Consider the following 24,399-nt stretch of genomic DNA (forward strand, 5'->3'; position numbering starts at 1 on the left):
AAAAATATGGAAATCACAAAGCTTCAACGCGCGATCATCGACGGTCTCGAAGACGTCAAGGCGCAGGACATCAAGGTGTTCAACACCACCCACCTGACCGCCCTCTTCGACCGTGTCATCGTCGCGAGCGGCACGTCGAATCGTCAGACCAAGGCGCTCGCCAACAGCGTGCGCGACAAGGTCAAGGGGCTGGGCGGCGACGTCATCAGCACCGAAGGCGAGGAAGTCGGCGAGTGGGTGCTGGTCGATTGCGGCGACGCCGTCGTCCATATCCTGCAACCGGCGCTGCGCCAGTACTACAACCTCGAAGAGGTCTGGGGCGACAAACCCGTGCGGGTGAAACTGCAAAGCTCGGGTGGCTTCAGCGGCGCCCAGGTGAGCGTGTCGGACGACGAAGAAGACGACGAGCCGGCGGCCAAGCCAGCTCGCAAGACCACGCGCCGCTGACGTTCGCCGCACCCGTACGTCGCGCTGCCCGTCAAGGTAAAAGCGCGGACGTAGTGCGGGTGAAGCGCTTTGCAATGTCGCCATGAAACTTCATATCCTCGCGGTCGGCCACAAGATGCCCGACTGGATCGCGACCGGCTTCGACGAGTATGCGAAACGCATGCCGCCCGAGCTGCGCGTCGAGTTGCGTGAGATCAAGCCCGAACAGCGTTCATCGGGACGTAACGCCGAGAGCGTGATGGCTGCCGAACGCCTGCGAATCGAGGCGGCGCTGCCCAAGAATGCGCGGCTTGTCGCGCTCGATGAACGCGGCCGTGACTGGACCACCATGCAACTCGCCGGCGCATTGCCGGACTGGCAGCAGGAAGGCCGTGACGTGGCGTTCGTGATCGGCGGCGCCGACGGTCTCGACCCGCAGGTCAAGGCGCGTGCCGAAGTCCTGCTGCGTGTTTCAAGTCTCACGCTGCCGCACGGCATGGTCCGCGTGCTGCTGGCCGAACAGCTTTATCGCGCGTGGAGCATCACGCAAAATCATCCCTATCATCGCGCGTAACGTATGAGGTGTGGCATCGGGCGTTGAACAACCACGCTTGGGGCTACGGCGCGTGACCTTCAATATCCGCGAACATGCCATCGTCCAGCTTCCCTTTTGTTTATCTCGCGTCGCAAAGTCCCCGGCGGCAAGAACTGTTACAGCAACTCGGCGTGCGCTTCGAGTTGTTGCTGCCGCGTCCCGATGAAGACGCCGAAGCGCTCGAAGCCGAGTTGCCCGGTGAGGCGGCCGACGTCTATGTACTGCGTGTTTGCGCAGCAAAGGCGCAAGCGGCCTACGCTCGCCGCCAGAAGGACGGACATCGTGCGGCACCCATTCTGGTGGCCGATACAACCGTCACCCTGGATGGCGCGATCATGGGCAAGCCCGACAACGCGGACCATGCCGTCGCAATGCTCGAACGGCTATCCGGGCGCGATCACGAGGTGCTGACAGCGCTTGCCGTGGTCGATGCCGACGGCGTTCTGCTCACGCCTGTTCTGTCGCGTTCGCTCGTGCGGTTCGCCGCTGTCGAACGTGCTGCACTGCAGCGTTACGCGGCCACGGGTGAACCGCTCGGAAAGGCCGGTGCATATGGCGTTCAGGGACGCGCCGCGGCGTTTATCGAACGGATCGAGGGGTCCTATTCGGGTATCATGGGCCTGCCTCTTTTCGAAACAGCAGCACTCCTGCGCGTGGCGCGCGTTGACTTCTAAACAGTCCATGAACGAAGAAATCCTGATCAACGTCACACCGCAGGAAACCCGCGTTGCCCTCGTTCAGCAAGGCGCGGTGCAAGAGCTGCACGTCGAGCGCACGTTGTCGCGCGGACGGGTAGGCAATGTCTATCTCGGCAAGGTCGTGCGCGTGCTGCCTGGCATGCAGTCGGCCTTTATCGATATCGGGCTCGAACGTGCGGCGTTCCTGCACGTGGCGGATATCTGGCATCCGCGTATTGCCGGCGAAACGCATTCGAACGCGCCGCATACGCCGATCGAGAAGATCGTGTTCGAAGGCCAGGCGCTGATGGTGCAGGTGGTCAAGGATCCTATCGGCACCAAGGGCGCGCGGCTTTCCACGCAGGTGAGTATCGCGGGGCGAACACTGGTCTATCTGCCGCAGGAGCCGCATATCGGGATCTCGCAGAAGATTGCCAGCGAGGCTGAACGCGAGGCCATCCGGGCACGGCTCACGGCTGTTCTTCCCGTTGACGAAAAAGGCGGCTACATCGTCCGGACGATTGCGGAAGATGCGTCGAGTGAAGAGCTTGCGGCCGACGTCGCTTATTTGCGCAAGACATGGGCGACGATTGTCGCGCAATCGACGCGGGTAGCGCCGACCTCGCTGCTGCATCAGGATCTCAATCTTGCACAGCGCGTGTTACGCGATTTCGTCAACGACGAGACTTCGCGTATTCAGGTCGATTCGCGCGAGACGTACCAGATGCTGGCCGACTTCGCGATCGAGTTCACGCCGGCTGTGGCTTCCCGTGTGCATCACTATGCGGGCGAGCGGCCGCTATATGACCTGTACAACATTGAAGCCGAGATTCAGCGCGCGTTGTCACGCCGGGTCGACTTGAAGTCGGGCGGTTATCTGATGATCGACCAGACCGAAGCAATGACCACCATCGACGTGAATACGGGCGGTTATGTAGGTGCCCGTAATTTTGACGATACGATCTTCAAAACGAATCTCGAAGCAGCGCACACCATTGCACGGCAACTGCGGTTGCGCAATCTGGGCGGGATCATCATTATCGATTTCATCGACATGGAAAACGTCGAGCATCGCGATCAGGTGCTTGGCGAATTGAAGAAGGCGTTGTCACGAGATCGGACGCGGGTGACGGTGAACGGGTTTTCGCAGTTGGGGCTGGTTGAGATGACCCGCAAGCGCACACGTGAATCGCTCGCGCATGTGTTGTGCGAGCCGTGTCCGACCTGCGATGGCAAAGGCCAGGTGAAAACGCCGCGCACCGTGTGTTACGACGTGCTGCGCGAGATCATGCGTGAGTCGCGTCAGTTCAATCCGCGCGAGTTTCGCGTGGTGGCGTCGCAGCAGGTGATCGATTTGTTTCTCGAAGAAGAGTCGCAACATCTGGCGATGTTGATGGACTTTATTGGCAAGCCGGTTTCGCTTCAGGTGGAGTCGAATCTGAGTCAGGAGCAATACGATATTGTGTTGATGTAGGAACTCGACCGGACAAGACACTACGGCTGCGCAAGGATATCCACGGGCACAGCGAGCGCCTTGGCTATAGCAGCAAGTTTTTTGAACGTGCCGTTTCGCTTCCCACTTTCGATCTGGCTCAAATACGGCTTGCTAATGCCGGATGCTTCGCTCAACGCGTCCTGAGTGAGATTGCGATATTCGCGCCAGGCGCGTATTGGGTGTGCGCCGGCCAACTCAGCATCGAGCACAGCGGCTGGCACGTGGAAACCATCGTCGGCTGCTTTCGCTTGATCAAAAAGCGCTTCGTCATCGAGATCCTCGATCAACGGCGCGACGCGGTTCCAGATTTCGATAGGCACGATCGCGAATTCAGCGCGACCGTCGCGCTCGATAAATTGAATGGCAGTCATTCGTAAGCCCCTCCTCGAGGTCTGACGGCAAGCACCAGGATCACCAGTTTGCCATCGTTGATTTCAAACAAAACACGCCAGTCACCAACACGTAACCGATAGCCATCGCGTCCGGTTAACTTCTTCACATTGGCAGCCGAGTACGGATCGTTCGCAAGCACCTTTATCTTCGCCTGGATCGTGGCAGCGACGTTACGCGGCATTGTTTTGAGTACTTTGACAGCGTCTTTGGTGTATTCGATCGTGTACATGACCAATGTTAGCATAATGCTAACAAATTGCAAACACCAGCCGTCCTGGATTGGCACAAGCCCCCCTCACTTCCGCAAACTCCGGGCAATCGCCGCGACCAGTCCCTTCAACGACACCGGCTTGCTCAAATGACCGTCAAACCCGGCATCGAGCGCCCGGGCGACATCCTGTTCGCGGCCAAACCCGGTGAGCGCCAGCGCAGGCAGCCGCGCGGTCCGCGGTGTCTTTCGCATTTGCCGAATCATCTGGTAGCCGTTCATGGCCGGCATGCCGATATCGGACAGCACCACATCGAACTCCTGCTGCGCCGCCGCTTCAAGCGCCTGCTCGGCGCTCGGCTCGGCACGCACCTGCGCCCCCTCCATTTCAAGCAGCGTACGAAACGCCTCTAACGCTTCGATGGAGTCATCGACAAGCAATACGCGCAGGCCCTTCAAGATGCCCGGATCAACGGTTTCACGCGGTGTTTCCACCGGCGGCGACGGCGCGTTCTCCGGCAGCCATAGCCGGAAGCGCGCCCCTTGTCCCTGCCCCGCCGACTCCACTTCAATACGCCCGCCGTGCAACTCCGCGAGTTGCTTCACAAGCGACAACCCGATCCCAAGACCACCTCGATCACGACGGCCCCCGCCATCGGCCTGGCTGAACATCTCGAAGATACGGGGCAGGAAGCCGGGATCGATACCCTGCCCCGTATCCTCCACCTCGACACAAACAAAGCCGCCTTGCCGCGATAACGCGATCCGCACCCGCCCGCCATGCGGCGTGAACTTCAGCGCATTGCGCACGAGATTCCAGACCATCTGCTCGACACGCTCGGCATCGGCACGAATCATCACAGCCGCATCGGCGCCCGCTACCGACAACTCGATATCCCCCGCCCGCGCATCCGCCGCGCTCGCAGCCACCACCGCTTGCAGCACGGACGCGACCTCCACCGGCGCGAACCGGAGCGCAAGCTTGCCCGTACGTACACGCGACAGGTCGAGCAAGTCGTCGATGATCCTGGCCTGGCCCGCCACCGCGCGCTGGATGGCATCGGCGGCGTCCTGCACGCTTGAGATGTCCCGCACATCAGGCATGCGCGTGAGCAATTCGGCCTTCACGTGAATCAGGTTGAGCGGGTTTTTGAGCTCATGCGACAACACGGAAAAGAACTCGTCCTTTAACCGGTCCGCCGCTTCGGACTGCGCACGAATCGCGCGCTCCAGCGTGAGTGAAAGTTGCTTCTGGCTCTCGACGCCGGTCTTGTTGGTGACATCGCGAGCGATCTTCGCGTAACCGCGGAACTGATCGGACTCGATCGGCGTGGTGACGCCGCTGCAATAGATTTCGGTGCCGTCGGAGCGCACGTGCCAGCGCTCGTCTTCGGCACGTCCGGCCTGAGTGGCGCGTTGCCGCTCGCGCAAAGGCACGCGCGCTTCACGGTCACCGGGAAGAAAGATGAGATCAAGCGGCTGGCCTCGCACTACGCTCTCCGCATGGCCAAAAATGCGTTGCGCGCCGCCGTTCCACGTGACGATCAACCCGTCCATGTCGAGCACGATGATCGCGTAGTCGTTCGTGGTAACCGCCGCCAGCCGCAAGCGTTCTTCACTGCTGCGCGCCGCCGCTTCGGCCGCCCGGCGCGCCGTGATGTCGATCAGCGTGATGACCGCTCCATCAATCTGATCGTCCGCCGTGCGATACGGCAGCACGCGCGCAAGAAACCATTCGCCACGATTCGTGCGGATCTCGCGCTCGGTGAGCGTGAGGGTGTCGAAGGCCGCGTGTGCATCGTCGGCCATTTGTGGATAGTCGAGCCGATGCGTGAGATCCAGCAACGGCCGCCCGATGTCCGACGCAATCAGCTTGAAGAGCTCGACCGCCGGCGGCGTATATCGCTTGATACGCATCTCGCGGTCGACGAACACCGTTGGAATGCCGGTTGACGAGATCAGGTTGCGCAGATCGTCGTTGGCCTTGGCTGTTTCGGCGACGGTGTCCGAGAGTTCGAGATTCACCGTGACCAGTTCGTCATTAACCGACTGCAGTGCTTCCTTGCCCGCTTCCAGTTCCTCGCTGGTCGAGCGCAGTTCTTCGTTGATCGCCTGCAATTCTTCATTCGACGCCATCAACTCCTCGGCGGACACGCTGGCGCCTTCCGTCAACGACTCCATTTGCGTCTGCGCACGATGCAGGTCATGTTCGAGATCGATGAGTTTGTCGGTATCGGTATCGGCTTGGGCTTTGTTCGCGGGGGCGTCCTGTTGCGCGGCAACCTCGTTCTCGATTTCGTCGAAGAACACGACAATCACGTCTTCGCCACTGCCGTCGTCCTTGAACAATCGTGCCGATATATTGACGAACGAGAGCGTCTCGCCGCGCGAAAAACGCACGCGCCGCGACACGACGCTGTCCCCGTCGCGCAATACGCGATGCAGCGCGCTCCGCAACTCCGCGCGCAACTCCGGGTTGACGAGCGTGAGCAGATTCCGCGAGGGCTCTCCGCTGACGTACTGCAGGAAGCGCCCGGCGTGATCGGACATATGCAGGATCACGCCATCGCGATCCACGGTCACGTTAGGTGGCGCATAACGCTCGAATACACGCTGACGCAGCGCCGCCAGCGACGCGGGCGTTCCATGCCCCAGACCGGGCCGCCTGGGGATATCGAAAATCGCGGGGCGGATCAGCGGCAGCGGCGGCGTAGCACGCGTACCAACGCGTTTCGACTGGTAAATGCGGTTGCGCTTGTCCACTTGCTCGAACAGGTCGCTCGCAATCTCGATGGATTCTGCGCCGCCGAGAAACAAGAATCCGCCCGGCCGCAGCGCAAAGTGAAACGTCTCCAGGACCCGGTGCTGAACGGTTCTATCGAGGTAGATGAGCAGGTTGCGGCAGGAGATCAGATCCATTCCCGAAAACGGCGGATCGCTCAGGATGTTGTGGATAGCGAACACCACTCTCTGGCGCAATTCCTTGCTCACCTGGTAACGGCCGCCGGGCTTCACAAAAAACCGGCTCAGCCGCTCGGCTGATATGTCCGCCACGATCGATCCGGCATAAACGCCCGCACGCGCCGTCTCGATCGCGCTCGCGTCGACATCCGTAGCGAACACCTGGATCAGCGGAAATTTGCCGTGGGCCGGCCCGTGCTCACTCAGCAGCATCGCCAGCGAATAAGCCTCCTCCCCCGTCGAGCACCCCGCCGACCACGCGCGCACCGGCTCGTCGAGCGGGCGCGCTGCGAAGAGGTTCGCCACCACCCGCTGCTCCAGGGCATCGAACGATTTGCGGTCGCGGAAAAAATTCGTCACGCCGATCAGCATGTCCTTCAGAAGTGCCGTCGTTTCCTCAGGATGCATTTCGATAAACCGCTTGTACCCGGCCAGATCGGCTACGCCGTTCACTTGCAGCCGCCGTTCGATGCGCCGCATTACCGTCCCGCGCTTGTAGTGCCGGAAGTCGTGGCCCGTGCGGATGCGCAGGATGCTCAGCAATGCCTGAAGCACGTCGATATCGGCGTTCGGGACGGCTGGCTCAATGCCAGATTCAACGCCGGGTTCAATGCCAGGCTCGTTTAGCGGCGAGTCGTCAGCGGCGTGCAAGGCTTTCATCGCGCGGGCGTTGTCGCGCAACTCGATCAGCCGGGCGGGCATCCGCTCGACGGACAGCACGATATCGACGAATCCGGTTGCCAGCGCATTGCGCGGCATCTCGTCGTATTCCGCGTCCATCGGGTCCTGCACGATGTTTATGCCGTTCTGCTCCTTGATCCGCGCAATGCCCATCGAGCCGTCGCTGCCCATCCCCGAGAGGATGATGCTGATCGAGCGTGCCCGGTGCGCGTCCGCCAGACTCCGGAAGAACAGGTCGATCGCGACTGGCCGGCGTCGCGATGGGTCGCTCGGGACGACATGAAGACAACCGTCCGCGAGCGATAAATCGTTCGACGGTGAAATCAGGTAGACCGTGTTCTTTTCGATCGGCGTGGTGCCGAAGACCTGCACGACCGGCATGGAGACCGAGCGTTGCAGCACTTCGTCGACATGGCTCGCGTGATTCGGCGATACATGCAGCACGGCGACGAATGCCATGCCGCCGTCCGCCGGCATACCCTGGAGCAGCCGAATCAACGCCTGGATTCCGCCCGCCGACGCGCCAATGCCGACAATCGGGAAATCGAGTGAATGGGGATTCGGCAAGGATTCCGAGGGCGAAATGATCCGGGCGCCGGGCTGTTTTCTAATGGTCATTGGAGGCTCCTTTCGAGCATTTGCAAACCTCCCGGTTCACCGGGTTAAAAGTGATTTGCAAGCTCGCTTCCTGGGCCATCCGCGCCGGCCGTCCATCCGTCTCGCGAGATAGAAACAGGTTAATAACACCGTTATTGCCGTCAGCTTTATTTCAACGATACTAACCCGTATCGGACAATCCGGAGAGAAGATTCTGATTAATCACGTTATTTCTTCTACGAAGTATTTGTTGAACTTTGCGAAACGCCGAGGCCCCGATTCGGTACCAAATGATTATTTATGACAATGGCCAATGGCGATTCATCGGTAGATTTTATCGAAAAAATGCCGCAATGATTTAGATCGGCAACAGTGACATATTCCGATTTAATGCCAATTAGCACGTACGGTCGGTTTATCGTTTGCGTCAGATCCGCTCACGTTTATGCCGCGAACAAACGTAACGTGGCATGCCGTAACGTCGTAACGGCGGTGATGCGCATGATCGCCACTCAATGGTTTCCGGCTATTTCCAGTTGCCCGCCAAACGTTACCAGTGAAGGGCCGGTAGCGTTTCCCTGAACGAGGCGAAGTATGGCATGAGTCATGCGTGAGACCTTATAAGCCGGGCATTGACCAGTGCACGGGCGCAGCGGCTCTTATTCAATTTGTCAGGGCCTGATTTTAATCAAGCACCATGTCTTGCCGCCTGTTACAACGCATATAAAAGCGTCGAACCGGATGGCAATAACCAGCGACCGCAAAAATGACGGCGCTACCGGGGAACATAATGAATCATCTACTCATAGAAACCGATCTTGCGCATCTGGAACAGATAATCAACCGGATTGCATCAAGTCACGGGTTGTCTTTATCATATTGGCGAACCCGTGTTGATTCGGTATTATCAATGAGCCTCATGCCGACGCAACGCAAGCGCATAGGCCATATAGAAGCCGTCATCTCGATGCTGGAGAAAACGGCCTCGGGCAAGACCTCCCAGTTTGGTTGATGATTGATGGCTGAGCAAGGTTCGACGGGCCGCCCCAATGGCCTGTCGACAATGAGTTATCCAGATCGACTCATCTTGAACCTGATCGTGCCATAACAACCGCCATCAAATATCACATCTAATAATAGCCCATGCTTTAAACGCATAGCCTTATCGTCTTTCAATATAAAATAATGATGAAAATTACCGCGATCGGCGAAATTCACGCTGAAAACGTGAGCTAAAAGAGCTTCTTTCTAATAATGCTGGACACGATTATTTTATGTTTTTAAGATCACTCCGCTGACGCTTGGATGAACGTGAGGACGTGATCCCATTGTCACCAAGTTTCGAAGCTCGCTTATCCGGCACAACCGTCTCGCCACAACGGTCGCCACGCAAGATTGGCGTAATCCCGGATAAGTCGTCACTGGCGGTCGCCGCGGGAATGGCGCGGCATCCCGGCCGCGACCATTCCCGATGAAGATCGGCAAATCCCGGTAGCCTTCAATAAACCTCATTGAATCGTCAGGACCCGCGTGCCGTCTTTTTTCATCGATCGTCCGGTTTTTGCGTGGATTGTTGCCCTGGCCATTTTTGTGGCGGGCGCACTGGTCACGCCCTTTCTGCCTGTCGCGCAATATCCACGGCTGACACCGCCGCGCATCGTCATTGACGCGATGTATCCGGGCGCGTCGCCAGAAAGCGTGGACAACACCGTCGCGAGCGTGATCGAAGAAAGCCTGGACGGCGCCGAAGGCTTGCAATACTACGAAACCACCAGCGACAGCCTGGGCGAACTCGAGATCGGGGCCACGTTTTCGGCGGGTACCAACCCGGACATCGCGATGGTCGATGTCCAGAACCGGATGAAGCAGATCGAGTCGCGTCTGCCGCAGCAAGTCGTGCAGCAAGGCATCAGCGTCTTCAAGTCGACCGGCACGTTCCTGATGCTCGTCGCGCTCACGTCCACTGACGGTCAGCGCGATTCCGTGGCACTGAGCGACTACGTCAACCGCACCATGCTGCGCGATCTGAAGCGCGCGCCGGGCGTTGGCTCAGCCGAATTGTGGGATGCCGGAGAGGCGTTGCGGGTCTGGATCGACCCGATGAAACTGCGCGAATTCAACCTGGCCGCCGCCGATGTCACCCAGGCCATCGCGGCGCAAAACGCGACGGTCACGGCCGGCACGCTCGGCGACGTGCCTTTCGTCACCGGTCAGCAATTGACGGCGTCGGTCACGGTCAGGGGGCAATTGATCTCGCCGGCCGAATTCGGCGAGATCGTGCTGAAAGCGCGCGCGGATGGATCGGCCGTTCGGCTGAAGGATGTCGCGCGGGTCGAACTGGGCCGCGACAGCTACGCGTCGTTTTCGCGGCTGAACGGCAAGCCGGCGGCAACGGTCGGCATCCGGCTCTCGCCGCAGGGCAACGCGATGGAAACCTCCGCCGCGATCCGCGCGAAGCTTGCCGAGCTGTCGCGCAGCCTGCCGCCGGGCACGGCAGTCGAAATCCCGTTCGACAGCTCCAGGTTCGTCCACGTCGCGTTGCACGAAGTGGCGCTGACGCTGCTCGAAGCGGTGCTGCTGGTGTTCCTCGTCATGTGGCTGTTCCTGCGCGACCTGCGTTATGCGCTGATCCCCACCGTGGTCATTCCGGTTGCGTTGACCGGCTCGCTGCTTGCGCTTTACGTGCTCGGCATGTCGATCAATGTGTTCACCCTGTTCGCGATGGTGCTGGCGATAGGGATCCTGGTCGACGATGCCATCGTCGTGGTCGAAAACGTCGATCGCGTGATGCGCGAAGAGGGTCTCGCGCCACGCGCGGCCACGCGCCGGGCGATGCAGCAGATGGGCAGCGCGATCATCGGCATTACGGCCGTGCTGACCGCCGTGTTCGTGCCGATGGCGTTTTTCCCCGGCAGTGTCGGCGGGATTTACCGGCAGTTCACGGTCGCGATGATCGCGTCCATTCTCGTGTCTGCGTTCACGGCCCTTTCGCTGACGCCGGCGCTGTGCGCGAGCCTGCTAAAAGCGCCGCCGCGAAGCGCGTTGCGGCATGGTGCGCACGGCTCGCATGGATCAAGCGACTCGCATACGGCCGCTGGCCGTTCGTTCGGCTTCACGGCGGCATTCGACTGGACCTCGCGGGGATATCGCGGGCTCGTTGCGCGCGTGCTGCGCCGCGCAGGTCCCATGCTCGCGGTGTATCTCGTGTTGGCCGGCGCGTGCGCGGTGCTTTATCTGCATATGCCGGGTGGCTTCCTGCCCCAGGAAGACCAGGCGCAGCTTCAGGTAACGGTGCAGTTACCGGCGGGCGCCACGCAGGCGCGCACGCTCGCGGTGGTCGAGCAGGCGGAAGCGATCCTGAAACGCGAACCCGCGGTGGCGAACGTAACGAGTGTGGTCGGCTGGAGTTTCCAGGGCAGCGGCCAGAACGTGGCCATGTGTTTTGTCGATTTGAAAGACTGGTCGGCGCGGGACACTGACGCGGCCACCCTGCGCGATACGCTGAACCGCTCGTTCTCCAAGATCATGGACGGCGACGTGGCTGCCCAGATGCCGCCGTCGGTGCCCGGCATCGGCCATTCGGAAGGGTTTGTGATGCGGCTGGAAGATCGCGGCGGCATTGGCGTTGCAGCGTTGAACGCCGCACGCGAACAACTCTTCGAGCAGGCTCGCAACAATCCCGCTTTCGCCGATGTGCATTCGGAAACGTTGCCGGACGCGCCGCGCATCGAGCTGGACGTGGACCGCGCGAAGGCTTATGCGCTGGGTGTTTCGTTCGACAAGATCGGCGACGCGCTGGGGAACACCTTTGGCTCGTCGTATATCGACGACTTCCCTTCGGGCGGCCGCATGCGCCGCGTGATGGTCGCTGCCGACGCGCCGTCGCGCATGACCGAAAACAGTCTCATGAGCCTCTCGGTGCGTAACGCCGCAGGGCAGATGGTGCCGTTGTCGTCCGTGGCGTCGCTGCACTGGACGACCGGGCCGTCGGTCCTGACGCGCTACAACGGTTCGCCTTCGCTCGATGTCAGCGGCCGTCCCGCCAACGGCACAAGTTCCGGCGCGGCGATGGCCGAAATGGAGCGGCTTGCGCAAGCATTGCCGGTGGGCGTGGGTTTCGACTGGACCGACACGGCGCTCGAAGAAACGCGTGCCGCCCGCCTGACGCCGATACTGATCGGCTTGTCGTTACTGGCCGTGTTCATGGCGCTCGCGGCGCTTTACGAGAGCTGGACCATTCCGCTCGCGGTGCTGACGATCGTGCCGCTGGGCGTGATTGGCGCAGTAATCGCGATGCTCGTGCGCGGCATGCCGAACGACGTCTACTTCAAGGTCGGGATGATCACCGTGATTGGGTTATCGGCGAAAAACGCGATCCTGATCGTGCAGTTCGCACGCGCCTTGTACGCCGATGGCACGCCGTTGGCGGAGGCAATTATCGCGGCGGCGAGCGCGCGCTTCCGGCCGATCGTGATGACATCGGCGGCGTTTTTGCTGGGCGTCGTGCCTTTGCTCGTGTCCAGCGGCGCCGGGGCGGAGAGCCGGCGATCGATCGGGACCGGCGTATTCGGCGGCGCTATCACGGCGACCGTGCTGGGGCTGGTGTTCACGCCGCTGGCGTTTTATATCGTCGTGTCGGGGCAGCGGTTTATTCAAGACCGCGTGAAGTCGATGGCAAGGGAGAAGGTCACGGCGAACGTCGAGTCCGAGGCGCCGCGTGGCGACGTTCAAGGCTCGCAAGAGGGGTAACGTCAGGGACTAGCGGATAGGTTCGGCGCGCGCTTCGGGGGTGGCTTCTGCCCGTGGCGGCACGAGCGAAAATCACGAGCGGGAGCGCGCCACGCGGAGACGATGGCTGAACCTGACCCGATGCGCCGCTTCCAGGCGCCTGCGCTCGCGCTCATCCTTGCGGCATCTCCTTTCCCCCGGCCTGTTTCACCTATGATGGCGACATCTCGCGTGCTTTCACGCGTGTCGGGAGACAGGTCATGCAATTTCCAGCGGGATCAGTCCAGGCACTCAGTTCGGCCGCATCAACGGTGTTTTCCATTGGTATCGTGTTCCTCGGTTACTGGGGTATTCACGAGGGCTCGCATTGGCGCGCGGGCGATGTCTGTGTCGCCCTGCTGGCGCTCGTCGGTTTCGCGTGCCTGGGTTCAGTGCCTTGGCTCGCCACGTCACCCACAAAGCGCCCCGACGATGAATCCCGCCTGCGTCTAGCACGGCACGCGTTTTTAGGCGGCGTAGGTGCGCTGTGGATAGCGATCATCGTGTCCGTGTTCACGCAATGAGGATCGCTCGCGCCGTGCTTCCCCTTCTCTTCCCCGGCACCATTTCGTCATGAAGATACGCGCAGGTCTTGTCGTTGAACTCGGAGTCAATCTCGTCCTGCCGTGGGTTGCGTATCGGCTCGCGTTGCCGCATTGGGGCGAACTCGGCGCGCTGTACGCATCGGCGGTGCCGCCTGTCGTCTGGAGTCTCGTGGAGTTCGCGAGAACCCGCCGCGTCGATGCCCTCAGCATCCTGGTCCTGCTCGGCATCGTGCTGTCCATTGTGCTGATGGCGCTCGGTGGCAGTCCGCGGTTGCTGCTGATGCGTGAATCGATGGCTTCCGGTGCTATCGGCATCGTGTTCCTGCTGTCGCTTGCGATGCGGCGTCCGCTCACCTTTTACCTCGCTCGGGCAACCGTCGCGCGTGAAGGCGAAGGCGGCGCGGCGCGCTTCGAAGCGCTCTGGAACGAACGGCCTGCGCTGCGTCGATCGGTTCGTCTGATGACGGCCGTGTGGGGTCTCGGCCTGACGGGCGAGAACGCGCTTCGAAGCTGGCTGGCGTGGCACTGGCCGATCGAGCGTTTCCTGGTCGTTTCGCCGTTCATCGGTTACGCGATCTATGGCGCGCTCACGGTATGGACGTTGATGTATCGTAAGAAGCTGCAGAGGCGCGCTACGGCCGCGCCCACCGTGGCTGTTCGGTCATAGTGCAATGGGGGCCTCGGCCTGCTGGGCGGAATAAACGCGGCGCTTGATCCGCAAGCACATTCGTCCATAACGGAGCGGGCGCCTCGACCCGCTGGGCAGTACAAATGCGGCGGTTAATTCGCGAGCACCATAGGTTTCAGCGCTTCGTCAGGCACAGCCGTCTACCCCGGGCTCCGCTGAAACGCCATCCGCTGCACAGGACTCAACCGGCCCCTCCACACGCTCCCCAAAAACAAAAACGCGCCTCTGGCCGTTCCGACCAGGGGCGCGCATCGATTCAAAACGAAAAAGCTTCAGGCGGCCTGTTGCTGATACTGAATCCGGTGAAGATTCGCGTACAGCCCGTTGTGGCGCAGCAACTCGGCGTGGCTGCCTTGCTCCGCGATTTTCCCGGCGTCCATCACTAGAATCCGGTCGGCACGTTCAATAGTCGAAAGGCGGTGCGCAATCACCAGCGTCGTGCGCCCCTTCATGAGCGTTTCCAAGGCTTCCTGCACGTGCCGTTCGGACTCAGAATCGAGCGCGGACGTGGCTTCGTCGAGGATAAGAATAGGCGCGTCCTTGTAGATCGCGCGCGCAATAGCCAGCCGCTGCCGCTGCCCGCCCGACAGACGCATGCCATTGCCGCCCACGCGCGTGTCCACGCCGTCGGGCATGGCCGCGACGACATCGGCGAGATTCGCGGCGGCAAGCGCCGCCATCACCCGCTCGCGATCCGGCGTCCGGCCGTACGCGACGTTGGCGGCGATCGTGTCGTTGAAGAGCACCACGTCCTGGCTCACCATCGCCATTTGTCCGCGCAGATCGTGCAGGCTGTACTCGGGCAGCGGCACGCCATCGACCAGCACCGCACCGCTTGCGGGATCGAAGAAACGCGGCAACAGGTTGACCAGCGTAGTCTTGCCGCTTCCCGACGCACCGGCGAGCGCCACCATTTCGCCGGGCGCGATCTTGAACGAGATGGCGTCGAGCGTGGGCGTCCCGGTCGATCCGTAACTGAACGACACCTCGCGGAACTCCACCTCGCCGCTGGCGCGCACGAGTGGCCGGCCGCCGCCTTCGGGCTCGACCGGTTCATCGATAAGACCGAAGATCAGTTCCGCCGCCGTCATGCCGCGCTGCAGCGGCTGGTTGATATCGATCAAATGCTTGAGCGGCGAGATCACCAGCAGCATGGACGTGACGAACGCCACGAAACCGCCGACGGTCGTCTGGTCATTCGCCGACTGCACCACGGCAATGGTGATCACGATCGCCAGCGCAATCGATGCCAAAAACTGCGTAAGCGGCTGCGCGAGGCCGCCGGACACCGTCATGCGCATGGAGTAACCGCGCAGGCGGTTACTCATTTCGGTGAAACGGTCGTTTTCGTAGCGCTGGCCGTTATGCACCTTGACGACCTTATAACCGCCAACGGTCTCTTCCACGATGTACGACAGTTCGTTCGTCAGCAATTGCGACTCGCGATTGAGCCGCCGCAACCGGCGATTGATCTTGCTCACCAGCCAGCCGATAGCCGGCAGGATCACCGCGATCACCAGCGTCAGCCGCCAGTTGAGGATGAACAGGTAACCCAGCAGGAACACGACGGTCAGCGAGTCGCGCACGAGCGTAACGACCACGCTCTGGAGCACGTTGAGGATCTGGTTCACCTCGAACACGATGGCGTTGATGATCGTGCTGGCCGTTTCCCGCTGGAAGAAACCGGCGCTGGTGTGGATCATCCGGTCGAACATCTTGAGACGCAGTTCGAGCAGGATCTTGTTGGTGACATAAGCGAGCAAGTAGCCCGACGCGTATTGCGCGCCGCCCCGCACGACCGCGAGGCCGACCACGGCGGCCGGCACGATCCACTTGGCGCTGGCGCTGCCTTTCGCGCCAAAGCCGTGATCGAGCAACGGCTTGAGCAGCATGGGAATGCCTGCCTCGCTCGCGGCGACGAAACCCATGGCGATCAGGCCGAGCGCGACAATCCAGATCAGGGGGCGGATGTACGGCCAGAGCCGGCTCATCACGGCGGCCGGCGACGTGGTCTGCCCGCTGCCGATCGTCTTGCTCAAGGTTGGCTTCTGACTCAAAAGGTGTCCTTAGTCGTGGATCCCGTGGATCCGTGGATCGCACGGCGGACGGCGGGCGGAGCAGGACTGAACCTGCGCCCGGGCGGCGCTGAGCGCGCTGAATCCCGCCGATGCGGCAAACCGCTATTGTAATGCGCCGGACCCTCTTGTCTCATTAAGAGGCTCGCCAGGAGACTCACCCAGAGGCTCGTCCGGGCGAGAGCCACGGCCAAGTTGAATTTCCGCCGCTACTGCTGCGATAAAGCCCGTCGCGCCGGCGCAACCCTCCCCGCCAGGCGCTCGCCGCGACCGAGCAGGAGCCCCGAAAAACACCAAAAGGCAAGCGCGGTGGTCTGCCACATGAAGTCGTCGGTGAAATTCTTTGCAATCATCCCGATAACCAGCGCCATGCCCGCCGCGCTCAGCCACGGCACCACATGCCGCAACCGCCAGAAGCGCCGGATCAACGCAATCAGCAGCGCAGCCTCCAGCACCACGCCCACTATCCCCGTCTCCAGCCACGTATTCAAAAACAGGTTGTGCGCATGCGTCAGCGCCTGCGGTTCCGTCTCCAGCAACGCGGGGGGTATTTCGCTTTGAAATACCCGCCCCGGCAACGGCTTGCCGAAACCAACGCCCGTCCACGTATGCGACTCGCCTTCACGACCGTAGAATGCCCACAGTTTGGGACGGGTATCGGAAGACATGACGTCGCCAATGCCCGCCAGCGCCTTGGGTACGTACACCTGGTCCCCGCCCATCTTCAACTCCCGCGCAGCGGGTGTCGGCATGGCATGACCGTAACGAAGCCGTGCGCTCAATTCAAGCGTGCCGACCGCCGCCACGCAGATCACCGCAATGCACACGCCCGCGACCAGCAAGTGTTTCCGGTACAACGGGTAACACGCAATCACGAGCGTCACGGCTGCGGCCGGCCAAAAGAAACGGTTGAGCGTCGCCAGCCCGATGACAAAAGCAAGCACCAGCCCGCTCAGGCCGATCGGCCACCAGCGGCGGTTCAGCATCAGGCCGGTGAAGAGCGTCATCGAAAAGATGGCGAGTGTGCTTGTGTGGCCGACGCGGTTGTAATAGTGGAGAAGGATGTCGGAGGGATTCGTGGGCGGCTGCAAACGGCCCCAGTAATACAGGCTGCCGGCGGCCAGCAGCACGCAGGCCACCCAGTTGATCAACACCATCCGCTCAGGTCTGGCCGTGCGCGTGCCGATCAGCCAGAACGCGAAGAACGACACCAGCGGATACAACACTTCGTCGAGCCACGCGTGCATGCTGTCGCGCGGATACGGCGACCACGCGATCGACGCCAGCGCCCACGCACTCCAGACAACGATAGGCCACAGCAGCGGCCAGTGCAGCGGCGACGGCCGCTCCGAAGAACAAGCCGCGGCGATCGTGCCGATACCCACCAGCCCCAGCGCCATGTTCTCGAACGCAGTCATGTGGGCGAACATCGCGACAAACATAATCACTGGACACGCCACCCACAGCACGCGTTCCACCTGCTTGCACGTCTTCGTCATTGCACTCCCGGAAGGACCGCCTGCAAGCAGTTGCAGACGACCTCAAGCGAAATAAATCCCATGCAGTCCGCATGGTCACCGCGCCATGCGACGCAAGTCGTCGTATTGCGGTCACAACGGCGAGCCCAGGCCACGTGCCGTCTGAAAATAACCGGTTCATCGCGGCACGGCATGTCCGCGATAGTAACCGGCATGAACGGCGCATCGCGCCAGTAGTTTCCCGCGCCATGTATCACCGCGTTACCGGGGCCGAACAAGGTAACCGTCGGCACGCCGGTCAGACGCCCGAGGTGTGCCACGCCCGTGTCCGGACAGACGATCGCCCGCGCGCCGGAGAACAGGTGCCATACCTGTCCCAGATCGATCCGGCCCGCGAAATTCGGATAGCGGGCATCGGGATCAATAACCTCGATCAGCGCCGTCTCGCTCGGTCCGCCGCTCCACACAGGCGTGAAACCCCGCGCTTCGACAAACGCCGCCAGTGCTTTCCAGCGTTCATCGGGCCAGCGTTTGACCGCCGTGCTCGCACCCGGATGTAACACCACGTAAGGACGTCGCAACACGAGCGCGTCAGGCTCCGGGAACGCGGCGGGCGCGGGCGCCGGCCAGTCGCTCAGCCGATACGGCCGCGGCGGCGGCCCGGCCACCAGTTCGGCCGCGAGATCCGCCCATGCCGCGGGCGCGTCGGGATATGGCACGGCTTCGTCGAGCGGCGCGTTTTTCCAGGCCGGCGTGTCCGCAGCATGTCCGATGATCCAGCGGCACCCCGCCGCCAACGCAAGCCATGCGTGTCGATTATCCCCGGCCACGATGCCAAGATCGTACGGTCCCGAACGCAGCACCGCATTGACCGAGCGGAAATCGCGCGGGTCGAAGGGAATGACGTCGATGCCAAACGGCCTGCCCGCATAAAGCGGCACGATCGGCTTGGGACAGGTCAGCACAATCTGCGCGTCAGGATTTTGTGCGCGAAGTTTCGCGACGAGCGGCGTGAGCAAAAGCGTGTCGCCGAGCAGCAAATGATGCGCGATCAGGATGCGCTTCAAGACTCGAGGCTTGTGGCGCAATGGCTTCAACGCCAGCCGGGGCAACGCGCGGGCGAAAATGCGCACGCGTCCGGAAAGTCGGCTCATCGGGTGGCGTTCCTACGTGAAATCGAGATTATGCCGGTTGGTCGTGGTGAGCCCGGGTTTTCATAACCGCCATACTACAAGACCGGCCGCGCTGATGACGTCGAGCGGCAGGCTGGACTTCACGTCGGCGAACACGGCGCCCGGTTTCGCCAGCGCCAGCAACGCGTCCGTCTTCGCCAGGAAATCACGATGCGGAACCGCCAGAACGATCAGATCGGCGGGTTCCAGCGCGTCGAAACTGGTCAGCGTCACGCCGTATTCATCGAAGGCTTCTACCGTATCCGCGAGCGGATCGTGAAGCTGAACCTCGAGTCCGTAGTCTTGCAGGTGATGCACGATATCGATCACTTTCGAATTGCGCAGATCCGGACAATTCTCCTTGAACGTCAGCCCGAGCACCGTCGCCTTTGCATGCAGCGGTGCGCGGCCGGTCCGGATCAGCGTCTTCACTGCGCGATCGGCCACGAAACGGCCCATGCCGTCATTCACGCGCCGCCCGGCGAGGATCACCTGAGGCGTATAACCGGAAACCTGTGCCCTGTGCGTCAGGTAATACGGGTCCACGCCGATGCAATGTCCGCCCACCAGTCCCGGCGTGAAATCCAGGAAGTTCCACTTGGTGCCGGCGGCGTCCAGGACTTCGCGCGTGTCGATGTCGAGGTAATCGAAGATGATGGCCGCCTCGTTCATCAGCGCAATATTCAGGTCGCGCTGCGTATTCTCGATAACCTTCGCGGCCTCGGCCACCTTGATCGAACCGGCACGGTACACACCGGCCGTCACCACCGAGCCATAGACCCGCGCCACGAGGTCAAGCGTTGCGGAATCCGACCCGGACACGATCTTCACGATATTGCAAAACGTGTGCTGCTTGTCGCCGGGATTAATGCGCTCCGGACTGTAGCCAACCGTGAAGTCCACGCCCAGCTTGAGGCCCGATTCACGCTCTAGGATCGGGATGCAGATTTCCTCCGTGACGCCGGGATAGACCGTCGATTCGTACACCACCACGTCGCCGCGTTTAAGCGCGCGACCCACCGTCTCGGACGCCTGTTTCACCGGCATCAGATCTGGCTGCGCGCCCGCGCTGATCGGCGTGGGTACCGCGACAATATGAAAATTAGCTTGCCGGAGGACCTCGATGCTATCGGTCAGTTCCAGGCGAGTAGCGGCCAGTTCCTCACGGCTGGTTTCGCCATTGCGATCGAGGCCCGCACGCAGATCGGCTAGCCGCGCCGGGCTTGTATCGAAACCGATCGTGCGGCGTTGCAAGCCGAATGCAATGGCGACGGGCAAACCCACATAGCCCAGGCCAATGACGGAAACGTGGCGATCATGCATGGTAATAAGTGCTCGGAATGATCGAAACGGGCAAGCCCGAAGGCAGCTCCCCGCGGGTCAGCAAGGGACGGGAAAACCGCAGGCAAACCGTCATTTGATTTTCAGGTAAAGACCGCTGAGAAGCGGCCGGCTATGCACCCACAGACGGGTTTTCAGCCACGCGGCCGGCTTGTCGCGCACGTCCAGCCGCAAGATGCGCCCCGGATTGCCGTGATGCTGGTTGGTGCCGGGTTCAACGGTGTATAGATGACGGAAACCCGCCGCGTGCGCTTCTTCCACGTAGTCGGTATCGAAATAGCCTTGCGGCCAGCAGAGATGATCCGATACCTCTCCAAGGTGCTGGGCGAGCGTCGCCCGCGTTTGCAACAGGTCCTCGCGCAGGCTCGCACGTTTGCTAGCTGGATTGGCGCTCACGCGGTCCCAGCGCGTATGCGTGTGCGTGTGGCTGTGAAACTCGAAGGTCCCGGCTTGACGCATTGCGTCGATTTCTGACCAGCGCATGATGGCCCTGTCGGTCTCACCGGCCTCGATCGCCGCCTTCGCTGCCGAGTGGCCCAGCAAATAAAGGGGGGACGCCGGGTCCACCGCGTTCGGGCGCACGGGACCACTGTTCACCCAGCCAGACACAAGGAATCCGAGCGCGGTAAAACCGTGTTCTGCAAGCACCGGATGCGCGTGAACCCAATTGTCGAGATAACCGTCGTCGAAGGTGAGCACGACCGACTTCGCCGGCACCGGCTTGCCCGCCAGAAACTCGCTGAACGCCCGCGCGCCGAGCGTGGTGTAACCCTCGCGCGCGAGCATGGCCATTTGATCCGCGAAATGCACGGGCGACACCGTCACCGCGCCGGCCGCCGGACTCACGTGGTGATACATCAGCACGGGCACTGCACGCGCCGTGTTCAGCGCCGTGTTCAGCCCCGTATTCATGCGGCGCCCCGCTCGCTCAGGCTGCTTCGGTAAAACGCGGCCATCTCGCTAGCCATGGTATCGACGGAAAAGCGCGTCTGCGTGGTCCGCAAACCGGCCGCGCCCATGCAGCGGCGTTCGTCGGGAGCATCGACCAGACGTAGCAGCGCGGCGGCCAGCGCGCGGTCGTCGTGCGCTGGCACGAGCAGGCCGTTCACACCGTCATCGATCACTTCCGGCACGCCGTCCACCGCCGTCCCGATCACCGGAAGGCCTGCTGCCATTGCCTCGATGAACGACGTGCCCAGCGCCTCCTGATAGGTCGGCAGCACAAACAGGTCGAAGCCCGCCAATACGTTCGGGATATCGCGGCGCAGGCCGAGTAAATGAATGTGACGGCCAAGGCCTTGCGCCTGCACGTTCGCGCTGATTTCGTCGAAGAGAGGACCGTCGCCGGCGAAGACAAAATGCAGGTTCGGCCGCTGCTCGATCAACGGTTTCGCGACACGGATCAGGTCGGGATGCCCCTTCTTGTCGCGCATGATCGCCACCGTGCCTGCGATCACCGCGTCCTCGCGAAGACCCAGTTCCGCGCGCAACGTGGAGCCCACGCGGCTCACCGGCTGCGATTTGACGATGCCCGTATAGATCGTGACGATATCCTTCTGCGGCACACCCGCGGACACCAGGTAACGCATCACCGACTGGCTCACCGCCACCACCTTGTGCGGCAGCCACGTGTAGGTCGCCCGCGACGTGATGGCGAGCGCCAGATGGCGCGTCCGCACGATCAGCGGCGTGCCCGAGAGCCGCGCGGCGGCGCCGCCGAGCAGGCTGTCGCGACCACTGTGGGTATTTAGCACATCGAAGCGGCCTTGCTTGAGAATATGCCGCATGTGCGCAACCGCGCTGACATCGGCGCCCGAACGCATGGTCGTGGTGTGGACCGTAAAACCTTCCGCGCGAAGACGCTCGCCGAGCCGCGCGCCCGGCACGCATACGAGTTCGAGCGTATGACCGCGTTCGCGCAGCGCGAGCATTTCCTTGAACGTCCGATGTTCCTGACCGCCCCATCCGTTGGACGATTCGCTGTGCAGAATTCTCAGCGGTTTCATTGCTATGGCGAACTCCGGGTGAATCTTGATGGTTTCAAGGTGAACGACGACGAGCGCTGGGCGCCGGGCTGCGGACCCTGCGTTTCGTGTGTTTCATGCGTTTCTGGCGCTGTGTCAGTGCGCTGAATTTCGTGCGCCGGGCCGCGCGCGTTGGCGTCTTTTCAGCGCATTCGGGCTCACCCCGGGCTGCGGTTTTCAGGCCCGTGGCCCTGCCGACCGGAGCATGCGCCTACTGGTCTGGTATAACGGTGGCCGGGCGGCCAAGATCGATGCGCAACGCGTATGGCGTGAATCCACCCAGCCTTGCCAAGCCCCGCACGCCCTCGCAAGCCCTCGCACGCCCTGCTAGGGACGAGACAACGCATCGAGACAGCGACTATAAACGCAGCATTCACCGTTGAAACTTTTTGCATCAAATTATAGCAATTCGCATACCCCACGCTTAAGCCCCATGACTCGTCCAACGCTCGGTATTGCCCTCATTACCTTCAATGCAGCCGCACGCCTCGCGCAGTGTCTCGAAGCGGTTTCCTTCGCCGATGAAATCGTCGTGATCGACGGCGGCAGCACCGACGCAACGGTCGGCATAGCGGAGGCGCATCGCGCGCGCGTGATTGAGGCGCCCAACTGGCCGGGGTTCGGGCCGCAGAAAAATCGCGCGCTCGATGCGCTCACAACCGACTGGGTGTTGTCCATCGACGCAGACGAAGTGGTATCGGCGGAATTGGGCGCCGCGATCCGTGCGGTGCTCTCGAAGCCGCAAGCCGAGGTCTACGCGATCGACCGGCTGTCGAATTTTTGCGGGCAATGGGTGCGGCACAGCGGCTGGTATCCGGACTGGATTCCGCGTTTGTTCAAACGAGGCACGGCTCGTTTCTCCGATGACCTCGTGCACGAGCGGCTAGTGCTGACGAACCCGGATGCAACGAAGGTCGCGCGTCTGCAGGGCAAGCTGATGCACTATTCCTACGAGGACTTCGAGACCGTCCTGCGCAAACTGGATAACTACTCCACGGCCGGCGCGCGTCAACGCCATGCGGCGGGCAAACGCGGCAGTTTGGGCACTGCGGTGCTGCGCGGGGCATGGGCCTTTGTTCGTACCTACTTTCTGCGACGCGGTTTTCTCGACGGCCGCGCGGGTTTCATGATTGCCGTGTTCAATGCGCAGACCGTGTATTACCGGTTTCTCAAGCTCGCTGAACTGAACCGGATGCGCTGACCGGCATGTTGGCAGCGACGCCCTCGGCAAGCGTCAGCAACAACTTGATGTGCGCGGCAATGCTGGTGTCGTAGAGAATGGATGCCGACGTCACGTTGGTATTTTTTGCATCCAGTGCGCGCCGGACGGCGTGCCGCAGGCCATCTGCATCGCCCGGCTGGAAGGTAAATTTCGCGTCGTCCGCAATCGCGCTGCAACAGCCTACGCTGGTTGGGAAAATCACCGGCGTCCCGCACATGACGGATTCGATACCGACCAGCCCGAACGGCTCGTACTTCGAGGCAAGCACGGTGAAATCCGCAGCCCGATAAGCGTCTTCGATATTCCTCGCGTAACCGATATAGCGCACTTGCGCCGAGGTCTGCGCGGGCGGCCGCCCGGCGACCGCGACAACCACCGGCAGACCGCTGTCACGCAGCGCCGTCTCGATCAGCGGCAACCCCTTGCGCTCATGGCTGCTCGACGGAAACAGCAGCACGATTTCGTGATCGGCGAAACCAAACTGCTTGCGCAGCTCGCTGCGCTTCTCGTCCGGCACAGGGGAAAACCGTGTGCCGTCCACCGGCGGATACAACACGCGGATCTTTGAGTCGGCCACATCGTAGAATGAGCGCAATTCGTCGCGCATCATTTCCGAGTGCGCGACGATCACGCTGGCTTGCTGATATTGCAAACGCTCCAGCGTTATCTGGCGGCTGTCCGAACGGCGCTCCCGCCGGCCGGTCGCAGCGAGAAAGCCGATATGCGTACCGCCGCAAATCGCTATCTCGGAGGACTCCACACGATTGCAGCCAATCAGCAGATCCACCCGCGCTTTCTTGCGCGCTCGTTTGAGCGCCCAGTTGTAATACGTGTCGCGCAACCTGGAAGGCAGGAACGACACGTTGATCCGGCGCGCATCGACCATCTGGCTTTCCGGCTGCGACGCATCGATCTTGCGCGCGAAAAACACCGGCTTGCGCTCGCCGGTGAATCCGGCCGCGTTGAGCCCTCGAATCAGGTCCAGCGCGTAACGTTCAAGTCCACCGCTGAGTTTCAGCGCGTTGGCGGAGATGGCGACTTTCATCCCGGCGCG

19 protein-coding genes are annotated in these 24,399 nt (G+C 61.8%); 9 read left to right on the forward strand and 10 right to left on the reverse strand.

The window, feature by feature from the left end; genetic code table 11:
* The first annotated feature begins 6 nt into the window (after positions 1–6).
* The 4 genes from rsfS (at position 7) to rng (ending at position 3,172) form a co-directional block, all read left to right on the forward strand.
* On the forward strand, positions 7–447 hold the full coding sequence (rsfS, locus tag HB376_RS09760; RefSeq protein WP_089160712.1) for a ribosome silencing factor: 441 nt from the start codon (positions 7–9) through the stop codon (positions 445–447).
* Between the two features lie 82 nt (positions 448–529).
* Entirely contained in the window at positions 530–1,000 is a 471-nt protein-coding gene (rlmH, locus tag HB376_RS09765) for a 23S rRNA (pseudouridine(1915)-N(3))-methyltransferase RlmH (protein WP_213763450.1), read from the forward strand.
* A 74-nt stretch (positions 1,001–1,074) separates the two neighbouring features.
* Positions 1,075–1,695 carry a Maf family protein gene (locus tag HB376_RS09770; RefSeq protein WP_213763451.1) on the forward strand — a complete coding sequence of 207 codons (621 nt, stop codon included), beginning with the start codon at positions 1,075–1,077 and terminating at the stop codon, positions 1,693–1,695.
* 7 nt (positions 1,696–1,702) lie between these two features.
* Complete coding sequence (gene rng / locus HB376_RS09775; protein ID WP_213763452.1) at positions 1,703–3,172, forward strand: ribonuclease G; 1,470 nt, start codon at positions 1,703–1,705, stop codon at positions 3,170–3,172.
* A gap of 20 nt (positions 3,173–3,192) precedes the next feature.
* Here the strand turns inward: rng and HB376_RS09780 are convergent, their stop codons facing one another.
* The 3 genes from HB376_RS09780 to HB376_RS09790 all read right to left on the reverse strand — a co-directional run bounded on the left by HB376_RS09780 (position 3,193) and on the right by HB376_RS09790 (position 8,054).
* Positions 3,193–3,564, reverse strand: coding sequence for a helix-turn-helix transcriptional regulator (locus HB376_RS09780; protein ID WP_213763453.1), 372 nt, complete (start codon positions 3,562–3,564; stop codon positions 3,193–3,195).
* Positions 3,561–3,815 carry a type II toxin-antitoxin system RelE/ParE family toxin gene (locus HB376_RS09785; protein ID WP_213763454.1) on the reverse strand — a complete coding sequence of 85 codons (255 nt, stop codon included), beginning with the start codon at positions 3,813–3,815 and terminating at the stop codon, positions 3,561–3,563. Before HB376_RS09785 ends, HB376_RS09780 begins: the two co-directional genes overlap by 4 nt.
* 66 nt (positions 3,816–3,881) lie before the next feature.
* Positions 3,882–8,054 (reverse strand): CheR family methyltransferase, encoded by a 4,173-nt coding sequence (locus HB376_RS09790; RefSeq protein WP_213763455.1) that lies wholly within the window; start codon positions 8,052–8,054, stop codon positions 3,882–3,884.
* A 769-nt stretch (positions 8,055–8,823) separates the two neighbouring features.
* Between HB376_RS09790 and HB376_RS09795 the strand changes: the two genes are divergently transcribed.
* The 4 genes from HB376_RS09795 (at position 8,824) to HB376_RS09810 (ending at position 14,012) form a co-directional block, all read left to right on the forward strand.
* The gene (locus HB376_RS09795; RefSeq protein WP_213763456.1) at positions 8,824–9,045 is read left to right on the forward strand and encodes a hypothetical protein; all 222 of its coding nucleotides are present in this window, start codon (positions 8,824–8,826) and stop codon (positions 9,043–9,045) included.
* Between the two features lie 518 nt (positions 9,046–9,563).
* Positions 9,564–12,782 carry a multidrug efflux RND transporter permease subunit gene (locus tag HB376_RS09800; protein ID WP_213763457.1) on the forward strand — a complete coding sequence of 1,073 codons (3,219 nt, stop codon included), beginning with the start codon at positions 9,564–9,566 and terminating at the stop codon, positions 12,780–12,782.
* A gap of 239 nt (positions 12,783–13,021) precedes the next feature.
* Complete coding sequence (locus tag HB376_RS09805) at positions 13,022–13,324, forward strand: hypothetical protein (protein WP_213763458.1); 303 nt, start codon at positions 13,022–13,024, stop codon at positions 13,322–13,324.
* Between the two features lie 49 nt (positions 13,325–13,373).
* Positions 13,374–14,012 (forward strand): VC0807 family protein, encoded by a 639-nt coding sequence (locus HB376_RS09810; RefSeq protein WP_213763459.1) that lies wholly within the window; start codon positions 13,374–13,376, stop codon positions 14,010–14,012.
* A 293-nt stretch (positions 14,013–14,305) separates the two neighbouring features.
* On the opposite strand, the gene msbA is transcribed toward HB376_RS09810, so the two are convergent.
* The 6 genes from msbA to HB376_RS09840 form a co-directional block, all read right to left on the reverse strand.
* A complete protein-coding gene (msbA, locus tag HB376_RS09815) occupies positions 14,306–16,024 on the reverse strand; it encodes a lipid A export permease/ATP-binding protein MsbA (RefSeq protein ID WP_213763533.1) in 1,719 nt (572 codons plus the stop codon).
* A gap of 293 nt (positions 16,025–16,317) precedes the next feature.
* Entirely contained in the window at positions 16,318–17,607 is a 1,290-nt protein-coding gene (locus tag HB376_RS09820) for an O-antigen ligase family protein (RefSeq protein WP_213763460.1), read from the reverse strand.
* Positions 17,604–18,740: a glycosyltransferase family 9 protein gene (locus tag HB376_RS09825; RefSeq protein WP_213763461.1), complete on the reverse strand. Its 1,137-nt coding sequence runs from the start codon at positions 18,738–18,740 to the stop codon at positions 17,604–17,606. The genes HB376_RS09820 and HB376_RS09825 overlap by 4 nt, the downstream gene beginning before the upstream one ends.
* Before the next feature lie 60 nt (positions 18,741–18,800).
* Positions 18,801–20,081, reverse strand: a complete 1,281-nt coding sequence (locus tag HB376_RS09830; protein ID WP_213763462.1) for a nucleotide sugar dehydrogenase — start codon at positions 20,079–20,081, stop codon at positions 18,801–18,803.
* Positions 20,082–20,171: 90 nt separating this feature from the next.
* A complete protein-coding gene (locus tag HB376_RS09835; RefSeq protein ID WP_213763463.1) occupies positions 20,172–21,011 on the reverse strand; it encodes a polysaccharide deacetylase family protein in 840 nt (279 codons plus the stop codon).
* A complete protein-coding gene (locus HB376_RS09840; RefSeq protein ID WP_213763464.1) occupies positions 21,008–22,105 on the reverse strand; it encodes a glycosyltransferase in 1,098 nt (365 codons plus the stop codon). Before HB376_RS09840 ends, HB376_RS09835 begins: the two co-directional genes overlap by 4 nt.
* 451 nt (positions 22,106–22,556) lie before the next feature.
* Between HB376_RS09840 and HB376_RS09845 the strand changes: the two genes are divergently transcribed.
* Positions 22,557–23,324: a glycosyltransferase family 2 protein gene (locus HB376_RS09845; RefSeq protein ID WP_213763465.1), complete on the forward strand. Its 768-nt coding sequence runs from the start codon at positions 22,557–22,559 to the stop codon at positions 23,322–23,324.
* On the opposite strand, the gene HB376_RS09850 is transcribed toward HB376_RS09845, so the two are convergent.
* Positions 23,293–24,390 (reverse strand): glycosyltransferase family 4 protein, encoded by a 1,098-nt coding sequence (locus tag HB376_RS09850; RefSeq protein ID WP_213763466.1) that lies wholly within the window; start codon positions 24,388–24,390, stop codon positions 23,293–23,295. The two genes, HB376_RS09845 and HB376_RS09850, sit on opposite strands and share 32 nt — an antisense overlap.
* Positions 24,391–24,399 lie beyond the last annotated feature (9 nt).

Source organism: Caballeronia sp. dw_19, assembly GCF_018449515.1.
Classification (GTDB): domain Bacteria; phylum Pseudomonadota; class Gammaproteobacteria; order Burkholderiales; family Burkholderiaceae; genus Caballeronia.